Origin of the sequence: Enterococcus sp. DIV1682a, assembly GCF_051711005.1 — a bacterium.
Classification (GTDB): domain Bacteria; phylum Bacillota; class Bacilli; order Lactobacillales; family Enterococcaceae; genus Enterococcus_B; species Enterococcus_B hirae.
In genome coordinates this window covers 1,991,184-2,003,402 of record NZ_JBIOLT010000001.1, presented here as the reverse complement: position 1 = coordinate 2,003,402, position 12,219 = coordinate 1,991,184, and the positions used below count along the sequence as shown (strand labels likewise).

Genomic DNA, 12,219 nt, shown 5'->3' with positions numbered 1-12,219 from the left:
CTATTTCACTTGTTCATTCATTTTTTGAAGATTTAAAGGTGATCATGCTGGAGGGATGGTGACGGTAAAAGTCGACCCCATTCCTGGATGACTTTCCACTTTGATCGTACCACCCAAGAGATTGACGTAATCTTTCACAATAGCCAGACCTAGACCAGTACCACCTGAGTGTCGACTACGTGCTTTATCCACTCGATAGAAGCGCTCAAAGATCCTTTCTTGATCTTCACGATCAATCCCAATACCAAAGTCTTGGACGGAGAATGTCAATTGGTTGTCAACCTCGTAACGGATGATTATTTTCTCTGATTCTTTAGAATATTGGATTGCATTTTCGATCAGATTTTTGATGATCGGGTATAAGAGTTCAGTTTGAGTTGTAAATGATTGTTCTTTCTGTTGCATTTCCAGGGTTAAGTGTTTCTTTTCGATCATTGGTTGGTAACTTTGAATGATTTGTTCAAAGTAAGTTGCTAAATGGATGGTTTGCGTTTCGTGTGCTGTTTCTTCATCTTTTGATAGCTGAATGATTTCTCGGATCAGCTTATCTAAACGAATCGCATCTTTTTGCATGATCAATAGGAACTCATTCAATATTTTTGGGTCATCTTTGGCTCCATCTAGCAGTGTTTCAGTAAATCCGATCAATGAAGTAACCGGTGTTTTAAGTTCATGAGAAACATTTCCTACGAAGTCTTTTTGCAGTTTTTCTAATCGTCTTACTTTTGTGAGATCATAAGCCACGCCTAGAATCTGCCCAGTCTCTTCAGAACTATTGAAGTAACGTAAGCTGATGTCTAATGTTTGTTGTCCCTCTGAAATAGTAATTTCTTGATGGATCAATGGTTCATTTGGCGTAACTTGGTGAATCAATTGGATTAATTTTGGCTCTTGAATGATCTCAGTATACCGTTGATTAGGCTGATAATCATGTACCCCTAAATGTGCCTGCATTTTTGGATTCAATAACCGCAGATGTGACTCTGAATCGATCAAAAAGACACCAATCATTAATTCATTCAATAGAGTATACAATTGTTCTTCAGTGGTCGTATAGGCACGATAGACTTTACTCATTTGTTCACTCAAAGCATTGATCGTTTGGTAAAGTTCTTCCCATTGATCAGAAGTTTGCATGATGGTCTCGGTTTTATCAGGGTTTTTGACCATTTTCTTTAAGACGGGCAGCACGGTTTTCAAGGGACGGTTACGTTGATAAACCAAATAATAGCTCATACTGGACAAAACAACGAAGAAAACCAAAAAGAAGAAAAAGACCCAACGACGAAAATTTTCTGTTCTTGGCAAAAAGCCATTTGTTGGTTCTGCGATTCGAATAATGGCTTCCAACTGCCCATTCTTCTTGATCGGTAGTGCTACATATAATAGTTCTTCCTTTAACGTACTGCTCATTCTTAAAGAAGTACCTAGTGAGCCGCCATCAAGGACTGCTTTGATTTCTGGACGAGTATTTCGCTGCCCTCGTAGTGAGTGATCGGTCGTATCGAATAGGATTGTACCATTTGGAGCTAATAAGGTTAGTCGTTCATTTGATTGATGAACAAAGTCTGTTAAAACTGCTTGATTATGCTTCGAAGATAAATCATCAATAGTCAATTGCTGGATCAGCAATTGCCCTTTTTTTGAAAGATAGCTTTCTTGTTGCTCGATGATTTGTTGTTTGAAATATTGAGAAATCATTTGCCAGCCACCGAAAAAGAGTCCCACTAAGAGAATGAAAAAGAAGACACGCTCAGAAATTTTTTTCCAATTCATCGTTTTGGTTCCTGAAATTTATAGCCAAAACCGCGAACTGTCACTAAATATTTTGGATGTTTAGGGTCTCTTTCGATTTTTTCTCTTAAGTGACTGACATGGACATCAACGATTCGACTTTGACCTGCAAAATCAAAATTCCAGATGCGATTTAGCAGCGTATCACGATCAATTACACGATCTTTTCGTTTCATAAAATAAACGAGCAGTTCAAATTCTTTTGGCGTTAATTCGATCGGTCGTTCCTCTACGGTTACTTGGAAATTCGTTAAATCTGCTTTGATCTGTCCAATCGTTAGGTAAGCAGGTTCTGCTTCTTCTTGTTGGACATGGCGTGGTTCGATGCGGCGAAAAATAGCTTTCATTCGAGCAAGTACTTCTCTAGGGCTGAAAGGCTTTGTTAAATAATCATCAGCACCAATTTCCAAACCGATGATCCGATCGACCTGGTCATCTTTGGCTGTTAGCATTAAAATTGGAGTATCAATTTTTTCTTGTCTTAACTTTTGGGTGATTGCCATACCATCTATAGAAGGCAGCATCACATCTAAAATCATAAAATCAAAAGGTTCTTCCAGTGCTAATTCCAGTCCTTTTTGTCCGTCTAAAGCACTTGTTACTTGATACCCTTCTTTTTCCAGATTGAATGTCAACAATGTGACGATTGAAGGTTCATCATCTACCACTAATACTTTTTTCATAACTTCTCCCTTTTCTTGCGTTCATTCTTTTTGTTTATTTAAAAACAGCTATCAACTAATGCCTGGTTTTTTTTATTAAGTGTCATGAATAGACATTTCTTATTTTAGCATAGAATCCAGTAGAAGGACTATTTTACCAACTAAATAAATGGTATAATAGGAAGGCACTTTGTTGGATAAAGGAGTGAGTGGCAATTGATCGGAATTAGCGCTTGTTTAGGCGGTGTCTTATGTCGGTATGATGGACAAGAAAAAGCTGTGCCGGAATTAAAGAAACTGGTCGCTGAAGGTAAAGCGATCATGGTTTGTCCTGAAGTAATGGGCGGTCTTTCAACTCCTAGAGCCCCAGCAGAAATCGTTGGTGGCGATGGATTTGACGTTTGGAATGGTCAGGCAAAAGTGATCACTACAAATGGTGAAGACGTCACAAAAGCCTACCAAGAAGGGGCAATCCATGCTTATCAAAAATTAAAAGAGCAAGAAATAGATTTAGTGATATTAAAAGCGAAAAGTCCTTCTTGTGGTTCCTCTCTTATTTATGATGGGAGTTTTTCAGGAACCTTGAAGTCTGGAACTGGTGTGGCAACTGCTTATTTTATCCAACAAAAGATGACCGTACTCTCTGATGAAGAATGGTTGAAATTGCGAGGTGAACAGAATGGAAATCGAGAAAACGAACCGAATGAACGCACTTTTTGAATTTTATTCTACGCTTTTAACCGAAAAACAGATGAATTATATGGAGTTGTATTATGCAGACGATTTTTCATTAGGAGAAATAGCAGAAGAGTATGAAGTAAGTCGCCAAGCAGTATACGATAATATCAAACGAACCAGTAAGATTTTAGAAGATTATGAAAAGAAACTCCATCTTTTCTCTAATTATATTGTTCGGGAACAGTTATTAGAAAAAATGAAAACTTATGTAAAGGAAACTTATCCTAAAGATGAAGTTCTCCTTGATTATGTGAAACAGATCCAAGAAATTGAAGAATAAAGGAATGAAGAAATCATGGCATTTGAAAATTTAACTGAGCGCCTTCAACAGGCAATGAGCAAGTTAAGAAAAAAAGGGAAAGTTTCAGAAGCTGACGTCAAAGAAATGATGCGGGAGATCCGCCTTGCATTACTAGAAGCCGATGTAAACTTACAAGTAGTAAAAGACTTTACGAAGCGTGTTCGAGAACGGGCGATTGGTGTAGAAGTATTAGAAAGTTTAACACCTGCACAACAAATCGTTAAGATCGTTGATGAAGAATTGACGATCACTTTAGGAGCAGAAACTGTTGAATTGAATAAATCACCAAAAATTCCAACAGTCATCATGATGGCAGGTTTGCAAGGGGCAGGTAAGACGACGTTTACTGGTAAACTAGCCAACTATTTAAAGAAAAATGAAAATGCACGTCCTTTACTAATCGCAGGTGACGTGTATCGTCCAGCTGCGATCGATCAATTGAAAGTTCTAGGGCAACAATTAGATGTACCTGTTTTTGATATGGGAACAGATGTTAGTCCAGTTGAGATCGTTCGTCAAGGGATGGAATTAGCAAAAGAAAAGAAAAATGATTATGTTCTGATCGATACGGCGGGGCGTCTGCATATCGATGAAACCCTGATGGATGAATTGAAACAAATCAAAGAATTAACACAACCAAATGAAATCTTGTTGGTTGTCGATGCGATGACCGGTCAAGATGCTGTCAATGTGGCAGATAGTTTTAACCAACAACTAGGGATCACTGGGGTAGTTATTACTAAATTAGATGGTGATACACGTGGTGGTGCAGCACTTTCGATCCGTTCTGTGACTGGCGCACCAATCAAATTCATCGGGTCAGGGGAAAAATTAACAGATCTTGAAGTTTTCCATCCAGACCGTATGGCAAGCCGTATTCTTGGTATGGGCGATATGTTGACGTTGATCGAAAAAGCGCAACAAGACTATGACGAGAAAAAAGCAGAAGAATTAGCGAAAAAAATGCGGGAAAATTCATTTGATTTCAATGATTTCATTGAACAGTTGGATCAAGTGATGGGGATGGGACCGTTAGAGGATCTGATCAAAATGATTCCTGGGATGAACCAAGTACCAGGGATTGAAAATGTCAAAGTAGATCCTAAAGATGTCGAACGTAAAAAAGCAATGGTTTACTCAATGACACCTGCAGAAAGAGAAAACCCTGATTTATTGAATCCAAGTCGTCGCAGAAGGATTGCCGCAGGTTCTGGTAACAGTGTGGTTGAAGTTAACCGCATGATTAAGCAATTTAAAGAATCACGCAAAATGATGCAACAAATGTCTAAGGGAGATATGAATATTCCTGGAATGGACCAAATGTTTGGCACAGGTGTCAAAGGAAAACTTGGAAAAATGGCGATGAATCGCATGATCAAGAAAAACAAAAAGAAAAAGAAAAAACGGAAATAAAGCTTCTATCGTACGTCTATCGTACTTCTATTATAATAGTAGAATTTTGTTTACCGTTTCATCCATCGAAAGAATCGTTGAGTTAGCTTCTGCTGGCTTTGCGATTCTTTTTTTGCATACTAGATAAACCCAATTCAAAAACTACCTGCCATAGCGTTCCTCATTTTAGATAGAGAAACAAAGGAATGGTACAATAAAGCTAAGAGGTGAAGAGAATGAAACGAAGATGTCCTTGGGGTGAGCAAACAGCAAGTATGAAACATTATCATGACACAGTTTGGGGTGTTCCAGAATATGATGATCAATTACTTTTTCGTAAATTGATGTTAGATATCAATCAAGCGGGATTAAGCTGGCAAACGATTTTGAATAAAAGTGCCTCCTTTGATGAAGCTTATGACTTTTTTTCGATCGGTAAAGTAGCCGAATATACAGAAGCAAAAATCATTGAGTTGATGGAAAATAAAGGGATCATTCGTAACCGTCGTAAAATTGAAGCAGCGGTAGCCAATGCTCAGGGTGTCCAAAAAATCCAACATGAATTTGGTAGTTTTGCGGATTATTTGTGGTCATTTTCGGATCATCAAGTGATCAATCACTCGTATAAAGAACAAAATGAGGTACCAACAACGAGCCCGTTATCTGATCAAATCGCCAAAGATCTAAAACAACGCGGATTTAAATTCATCGGAAGCACAACGATATATGCTTTTTTAGAAGCTGTGGGAATTGTCAATGATCATTTAGATCATTGCTTTCGCAAACAAGAAGTCAGCCAGATGGGAAAAGGAGAGTGAATATGATGGGGAAAATCGTCTTTTATGGTGCCATTAGTTTAGATGGCTACTTAGCAACAAAAGAGGATAGTTTACAGTGGTTATTTGACACACCAACTGGAGAAAAAACAACTTACGAGGCTTTTTATCAAACAATTGATCAAACGATTATGGGAAGAAAAACTTATCAGGAAGCCAAAAAATTGTTAGCAACTGAGCATCTGTATCCTGAAAAAAAGAATTTTGTATTTTCTTCTAATAAAGAGCTGATATTAAATGATGCAACAGTTGTTCATGAAGATCCCGTTTCATTCGTGAAAAACATAAAAGAACATTCTAACCAAACAGTCTGGGTCGTTGGTGGTGGGAATTTGTTGAAACCTTTGATCGAAAATCATTTGATCGATGAATGGTGGATCCAAATCGCACCTGTGCTTTTAGGAGAAGGTATTCGATTGTTTCAAGAAGGCACATACGAAGAACGCTTGAAACTAGTTGATACTAATTATTTTGGAGAGTTCATTGAATTGCATTATGTAAGTAATCGTGGAATATGATGGGAAAGATTATGTTGTGATGGCAAGTATTATTGTTTAAAAATAGTTTGATTAAATCAAGAGAGAAGGCGATTAAGACTTAAGTTAGTATGATGTATATTATAACTAACTTAAGTCTTAATCGTCTCTCATGTTAATAAATTGAGCGATTTCTTTATCACTACAACGATAAAGATTAAAAATATTGCGCAAACATTCGTAATTAGGTCTTCCTTTTCCTCTTTCCCAACAAGAAACGGTTTCTCGACTTACATTGAGATAATTTGCAACAAATGTTTGAGTATAATTTGCCTTTAATCTTTTTCGTTTTAACCACCTTGCATAGAAAATACAAATCACCCCTTAATATAAAGCACTTCACCTTGAATTATATAGGTAACATATTGTATTTAAAAGGTGTTGTGTGGGGAAATTTTCCCCTTTACTAAAATAATACAAGGGTATACGATTTACATATATAAAAGTAAACGATTACTTTACTTTCTATAAAATGATAAATTAAGGAGATTTGATTGGATTAATGTTTTTTCAATTTCTATCCATCTCTTTCTGATAGTACTATTATTATTAATCGGTATATTAGTAACTATTTCTATTATTAATTTTAGATGGGAGAAGGAAAGTCTATGAGAAAAATATTCGTTGATCTTTTAAAATGTAGCGGTATATCATTTTTTATTACATTTTTGATGTTAATCATGTCAATTATCCCTATTTGCTTGATCAGTTTTTTTTATGGAACAAATTTTCACGCACCTTATAATTTATTTACTGTCATAGGGAATACGAATGATTTAGGAAACGCAATTGAATTTAATTTTAATCAGAATTTTGGGATACAAATTCTATTATTTTATTTTTGTTTCACTTTTGTAATATTAGGAATCACATATACAAAACGCTATAAGAAAATGATATATTTAATAATTTCATTGTTTGCCATTTTGCTACAAGTTCTCTTAATGAATAGTATTGTATTAAATAAAGAACCGTTTAAGGAAACATCTATAAATGAAATCAAGGAATTAATTAAAAGTAATGAAGATACAGTTATTTATGTGGGAAGAGACAATTGTCCAGAATGTATCATTTTTAAGCCAAAATTAAGTTCATTTTTAAGTAAAGAAGGTCTGAGAATCAATTACCTGAATACTACTGGAAATGAAGAAGAAGTATCTAATTTTAAAAAGTTTTATAATGAACTTGGTGTGGTTAGCGTGCCAGCAGTCATCTTTATGGAAGGTGGTAAAATTGTCAAAGTACTTCATGGAAATAAGGCCTATAATGAGATAGAAAATAGAATGAAACAATTTACTCAGCTCAAAACTGAACAAATAAGTAAATAATTAGATCGCGGGGGCTATGCTAGTATGACAGATTCTAGTAGTGATAGTACTTTGACCATAAATAGGAAAACAAGCCGAAGAATTCCAAAAATAGGAGAAGCTATTTTCGGATTCTTCGGCTTGTTTTTCAGAGCTAGACAGGTCACAACCTTTTTTCGATTGTTTCCTTCATATATGATCTATTTGATTCGACCCATCGCTTATCAAAGCTAATTTTTACTTAGTTAATTTATTTAAAAAATCAAGATAAGCATCTAGAATCGTTTGGAAGAAGCTGAGTGTTCCTTCCACAATATGACCTTCTTCATCAACTAAGTTTGCAATATTGCCAATATAAGCTTCAGGTTGTTGTAAGGTAGGAACATTTAAGAATACAAGTGATTGACGTAGGTGATGGTTCGCGCCAAATCCACCGATACCGCCAGGGGAAGCAGTGACAACTAACCCAGGTTTGCCGTCCCATGCGCTTTGACCGTAAGGGCGAGAGCCTACATCTAGTGCATTTTTAAGTACAGCAGGAACCGAACGATTGTATTCTGGAGAAACAAAAACAACACCTGCTAATTCCTTGACCTCATCACGGAAACGACTCCATTCAGCAGGAGCATTCTCTGGAGTTTCAAGATCTTCGTTATAAAAAGGAAGATCATCGATCTTTACAAAAACACCTTCATATCCTTCAGGTAGCAAGTTAGCGAAAGCCTCTGCTACTTTTCTATTGTACGAATCCTTACGCAAACTACCTACAAAAAATCCAATTTTTTTAGTCATAAAACAATTCCTCCTTCAAACTTTCTATATTTATCTTACAAAAAATAAGTAAACTCAGCAAATAAAAACACTTGAGGAACATAGTGACTAACTTAACTACTTTTTTCGACTACTTATAGTAGTTATTGCGTATATATATTTGCTTCACTTGACATGGATCTTCTATAATTAGTGAATAGAAGTCTTGTCTGAAGGAGTTTGTGTGATTTTTTTAGAAAAGAGTGTAGTACATGAACTTTTGATAAAGAATGTTTCTCATTGAAACATCGGTACACATCATCGCATGACTTGGGGTAACGCAGCATCAAATAAAAAGATGAAATTGGTAGGTGGAACAAATGCATATTAACGAGTTTTTACCATTTTTGATCCCGTTAGTGATCATACAACTTGGGTTATTTTTTTATGCCCTTTATCATATTTTGACTCATACGCATTATCGATTTGGCAGTCGAACACTCTGGATCATCGTAATTCTCATAGGATTTCAATTTGTTGGTCCAATCTTGTATTTCGTGTTCGGTAAGGAGGAGGCATAATGGCGATCCTTGAACTAATCGATGTATCAAAATCTTTTGGTGAAAAAAAAGTGTTGAACCATCTTTCCCTTACCGTAAAGGAAAAGACGATCTTTGGGTTTATTGGAAAAAATGGTGCAGGGAAAACGACAACGATGAAATTGATTTTGGGGTTGCTAAAAAAAGATGCTGGAACAATCAAGGTTAATGATGAAACGGTTCACTATGGTCAAACAAAAACGAATCGCTGGATCGGCTATTTGCCAGATATTCCGATGTTTTATGACTACCTTACCGCCGAAGAGTATTTGCAATTATGCGGGGAAATCACCGAGATGCCTAAACATAAAATCCAACAAAAAACGCAAGAGTTATTAGCGTTAGTCGGATTGGCTCACGAGAAAAAAAGGATTAGGACTTTTTCAAGAGGGATGAAGCAACGTTTGGGGATTGCCCAAGGGTTACTGAACGAACCAAAACTGTTTATTTGTGATGAGCCGACTTCGGCGTTGGATCCATTGGGGCGTAAAGAAATTTTGGATATCTTATTACGTGTCAAAGAGCAAACAACGATCCTTTTTTCCACACATATTCTATCAGACGTGGAACAAATTTGTGATGAAGTGGCTTTCTTAAATAAAGGAGAAATCGTTTTATCAGGCACGGTAGCAGAATTGAAAACCCATCCTAAAAATGAAGGATTTGAAATCCAATTTCCAACTGTGAAACATTCTCAAGAATTTTTATCGCTTTTGCCGGGAGCAATCATGAAAAATGAAACCCTTATTTATCCTGGCAGAACTAACGAAGACTTACTTCGTGCACTATCTTTAATTGTTGATCACAAATTACCGATTCAATCGATTCATCGTTTAGAACCTTCCTTAGAACAAATTTTTATGGAAGTGGTGGACAAATGAAGCAATTACTCGCATTTTCAAAAAAAGAATGGAAGGAAAATTGGCGTACAGGTAGATTATTACTGTTGCTTTCATTAACGATCATTTTTGGGATCATGAATCCACTGATAGCCAAATTAACACCCTACATCGTTCAATCGATGTCAGAAAATTTAGCAGCATCTGGTATGAAAATCGGGGAAGTCAATGTAGATGCGCTGACTTCTTGGGGACAATTTTATAAAAACATGCCTATGTTTCTTTTATTGTTTTTGTTATTGTTTAGCTCGACATTGACGAATGAATATCAAAAAGGAACATTGATTAATCTTTTAACCAAAGGAATGGTTCGCTGGAAAATTTATTTTACTAAATGGATCATGGGACAGTTTTTTTGGGCAGTTGGTTTTTGGGGTTGCTCCTTCATTACTTACTTTTATACTGCTATTTATTGGGATAATGAGCTGGTTGTTCAATTAGGGACAAGAAGTTTTTATTATTATTTATGGGGTGTGTGGTTATATACTTTATTTCTATGGTTGTCCTCCTTTATTTCTTCTGGCTATTTTGTGCTAGCTTGTGGAGGGATTTGTGTGGCTGGCTGTTATCTGTTATCTATGTTTACAAAAGTTGCTGAGTATTCTCCTTTTTATTTAACGACAGTTTCGAACGCATTAGGGGAAAGGATTGATTCGAGTAACTATTCTTTTTCTTTAGTGGTAACAGGTTTGATGATTGCTGCCTTTTTAGTGACAGGAATTCTTTTTTTCAATAAAAAAGAGAGTTGAAAAAATTTTTTATTAGCTGTAAAGAAAAAAAGCTTTACAGGGTAAAAAAAAACTGTTACACTACAACTTGTGAATAAAACAATGGAGGTGGAAATATATAATGGCAGTTAAAATCCGTTTAAAACGTATGGGTTCTAAAAAGAGTCCTTTTTACCGTATCGTCGTAGCTGATTCACGTTCTCCTCGTGATGGACGTTTCATCGAAACTGTAGGTACTTACAATCCTTTGAAAGACCCTGCAGAAGTAGTTTTAAAAGAAGATTTAGTTCTTAACTGGTTATCTAAAGGTGCGCAACCTTCTGATACTGTACGTAACATCCTTTCAAGAGAAGGCGTTATGCAAAAACACCACGAAGCTAAATTCTCAAAGAAATAAGGTGATCGGATATGAAAGATTTAAGCGAATTAGTCTTAACAATCGTTCGTCCGTTAGTCACTTATCCTGAACAAGTCCAGTTAGAAGTCACTGAGTCAAAAGACTTCTATGAATATAACCTAACTGTGGCTCCTGAAGATATTGGTCGTATCATCGGTAAACAAGGGCGTGTTGCGAAAGCAATTCGTACGATCGTTTACGGGGTACGAACAAATGCACCGAAAAAAGTGCGTTTAAATATTATCGATCATAAGGAATAAAAAAAGCTGTTTCGTCTTGACGAGACAGCTTTTTTCTTTTTGAGGGGACTACTTGGCAAATGATTATAGAAAGCGTATCCTTAAAGTATAGAAAGGAGTAGATACCTATGAAAAAAGTTGCATTATTGATACCAGCTCTTTTACTTTTAAGTGCCTGTCAAGGAACAAATAATTCTACTGAAACAACTGATACGGCGACACCAGAGACTCATTCAACGAGTCATAGTAGTTCCAAAGAAACAGATACTCAATCAACAACCAAAAAGAGTGAAAGCTCTGAGATGTCTGGAAATACAACGGAAACGGCGACTACAAAAACAGAAACATCTACACAGAATAAACAAGCACAAACCGCATTTGAAGAACTGAAAGAAAAATACCCAACAACACCGATGCCACAAGAGATACCGATTACAACAGGGAAATTAAACATCGCTGCTGCCGAAACCAAACAGGGCTTTTCAATCTTATACTATGACCTACCCAAAGCCTATGTCTTAAATGCCAAAGAGTTAAATCAAGAAACCCCGATGGCTTCTTATCTTTACCAGTATGGCTTTGCTTCTAGTCAAGAAGCAATTGATGCCTTGCAACCAGTTACGGTTGATACAAACGGCCGACAAGTCGATTTGGGCTACAATATTACTGGCTATCAACAAGGAGCAGCGGGATCTAGTATTCTAGAATGGCAAGAAGGAAATTGGAGTATTCGTGTCCGGGCAAGTAATATTGAAGGACAAGATCCTGTACCGTTAGCCAAAGAAATCGTTGCTTACTTAGAAAAAGCAAGTTTGCCTGCTCCTGAGAAGTACGGGAAAATTACGGTTGAAATGAATGATTCTTCCCAACAAGCTACACAAGTAAGCTGGCAAGAGCCTAAAAATGTTTATACTGTTACCCACAAAGATACTCTTTCCGCATTGAAAATGGCTGTTTCTATGAACCAATAAATGATTGGAAAATGACATCAAAAAGCGAAAAGAAAGTAGAATTGCATATGCACACATGCTAAAATAAGGC

At 36.4% G+C, this 12,219-nt stretch carries 16 protein-coding genes; 12 read left to right on the top strand and 4 right to left on the bottom strand.

Translation table 11 applies throughout. The features are described from left to right. Positions 1–42: 42 nt before the first annotated feature. Together IGJ23_RS09185 and IGJ23_RS09180 are read right to left on the bottom strand one after the other, a co-directional pair. Positions 43–1,776: a sensor histidine kinase gene (locus IGJ23_RS09185; RefSeq protein ID WP_034700840.1), complete on the bottom strand. Its 1,734-nt coding sequence runs from the start codon at positions 1,774–1,776 to the stop codon at positions 43–45. Then, complete coding sequence (locus tag IGJ23_RS09180; protein ID WP_010718479.1) at positions 1,773–2,477, bottom strand: response regulator transcription factor; 705 nt, start codon at positions 2,475–2,477, stop codon at positions 1,773–1,775. The genes IGJ23_RS09185 and IGJ23_RS09180 overlap by 4 nt, the downstream gene beginning before the upstream one ends. 195 nt (positions 2,478–2,672) lie before the next feature. Between IGJ23_RS09180 and IGJ23_RS09175 the strand changes: the two genes are divergently transcribed. The 5 genes from IGJ23_RS09175 (at position 2,673) to IGJ23_RS09155 (ending at position 6,241) form a co-directional block, all read left to right on the top strand. Continuing rightward, positions 2,673–3,176, top strand: a complete 504-nt coding sequence (locus IGJ23_RS09175; protein WP_010718478.1) for a DUF523 domain-containing protein — start codon at positions 2,673–2,675, stop codon at positions 3,174–3,176. Further along, positions 3,136–3,474 carry a putative DNA-binding protein gene (locus IGJ23_RS09170; RefSeq protein WP_010718477.1) on the top strand — a complete coding sequence of 113 codons (339 nt, stop codon included), beginning with the start codon at positions 3,136–3,138 and terminating at the stop codon, positions 3,472–3,474. Before IGJ23_RS09175 ends, IGJ23_RS09170 begins: the two co-directional genes overlap by 41 nt. Positions 3,475–3,489: 15 nt before the next feature. Next, complete coding sequence (gene ffh / locus IGJ23_RS09165) at positions 3,490–4,908, top strand: signal recognition particle protein (protein WP_010718476.1); 1,419 nt, start codon at positions 3,490–3,492, stop codon at positions 4,906–4,908. A 215-nt stretch (positions 4,909–5,123) separates the two neighbouring features. After that, positions 5,124–5,705 (top strand): DNA-3-methyladenine glycosylase I, encoded by a 582-nt coding sequence (locus IGJ23_RS09160; protein ID WP_207433511.1) that lies wholly within the window; start codon positions 5,124–5,126, stop codon positions 5,703–5,705. A 5-nt stretch (positions 5,706–5,710) separates the two neighbouring features. Further along, positions 5,711–6,241 (top strand): dihydrofolate reductase family protein, encoded by a 531-nt coding sequence (locus IGJ23_RS09155; RefSeq protein ID WP_207433555.1) that lies wholly within the window; start codon positions 5,711–5,713, stop codon positions 6,239–6,241. A 117-nt stretch (positions 6,242–6,358) separates the two neighbouring features. Here the strand turns inward: IGJ23_RS09155 and IGJ23_RS09150 are convergent, their stop codons facing one another. Then, on the bottom strand, positions 6,359–6,580 hold the full coding sequence (locus IGJ23_RS09150; protein WP_228196763.1) for a helix-turn-helix domain-containing protein: 222 nt from the start codon (positions 6,578–6,580) through the stop codon (positions 6,359–6,361). Between the two features lie 287 nt (positions 6,581–6,867). On the opposite strand from IGJ23_RS09150, the gene IGJ23_RS09145 reads away from it, so the two are divergent. Further along, complete coding sequence (locus tag IGJ23_RS09145) at positions 6,868–7,587, top strand: thioredoxin family protein (RefSeq protein WP_053766610.1); 720 nt, start codon at positions 6,868–6,870, stop codon at positions 7,585–7,587. Positions 7,588–7,803: 216 nt separating this feature from the next. Here the strand turns inward: IGJ23_RS09145 and IGJ23_RS09140 are convergent, their stop codons facing one another. Then, complete coding sequence (locus IGJ23_RS09140) at positions 7,804–8,358, bottom strand: NADPH-dependent FMN reductase (RefSeq protein ID WP_010718468.1); 555 nt, start codon at positions 8,356–8,358, stop codon at positions 7,804–7,806. 338 nt (positions 8,359–8,696) lie between these two features. Between IGJ23_RS09140 and IGJ23_RS09135 the strand changes: the two genes are divergently transcribed. The 6 genes from IGJ23_RS09135 to IGJ23_RS09110 all read left to right on the top strand — a co-directional run bounded on the left by IGJ23_RS09135 (position 8,697) and on the right by IGJ23_RS09110 (position 12,149). Then, complete coding sequence (locus IGJ23_RS09135; protein WP_010737914.1) at positions 8,697–8,897, top strand: PLDc N-terminal domain-containing protein; 201 nt, start codon at positions 8,697–8,699, stop codon at positions 8,895–8,897. After that, positions 8,897–9,796, top strand: coding sequence for an ABC transporter ATP-binding protein (locus tag IGJ23_RS09130; RefSeq protein ID WP_010737913.1), 900 nt, complete (start codon positions 8,897–8,899; stop codon positions 9,794–9,796). The genes IGJ23_RS09135 and IGJ23_RS09130 overlap by 1 nt, the downstream gene beginning before the upstream one ends. Beyond that, positions 9,793–10,563 (top strand): ABC transporter permease subunit, encoded by a 771-nt coding sequence (locus tag IGJ23_RS09125; RefSeq protein WP_010718465.1) that lies wholly within the window; start codon positions 9,793–9,795, stop codon positions 10,561–10,563. The genes IGJ23_RS09130 and IGJ23_RS09125 overlap by 4 nt, the downstream gene beginning before the upstream one ends. Positions 10,564–10,663: 100 nt before the next feature. After that, positions 10,664–10,939 (top strand): 30S ribosomal protein S16, encoded by a 276-nt coding sequence (gene rpsP, locus IGJ23_RS09120; RefSeq protein ID WP_010718464.1) that lies wholly within the window; start codon positions 10,664–10,666, stop codon positions 10,937–10,939. Positions 10,940–10,950: 11 nt separating this feature from the next. After that, positions 10,951–11,199, top strand: coding sequence for a KH domain-containing protein (locus IGJ23_RS09115; protein WP_010718463.1), 249 nt, complete (start codon positions 10,951–10,953; stop codon positions 11,197–11,199). 107 nt (positions 11,200–11,306) lie between these two features. Beyond that, the gene (locus IGJ23_RS09110) at positions 11,307–12,149 is read left to right on the top strand and encodes a hypothetical protein (protein ID WP_010737912.1); all 843 of its coding nucleotides are present in this window, start codon (positions 11,307–11,309) and stop codon (positions 12,147–12,149) included. Positions 12,150–12,219 lie beyond the last annotated feature (70 nt).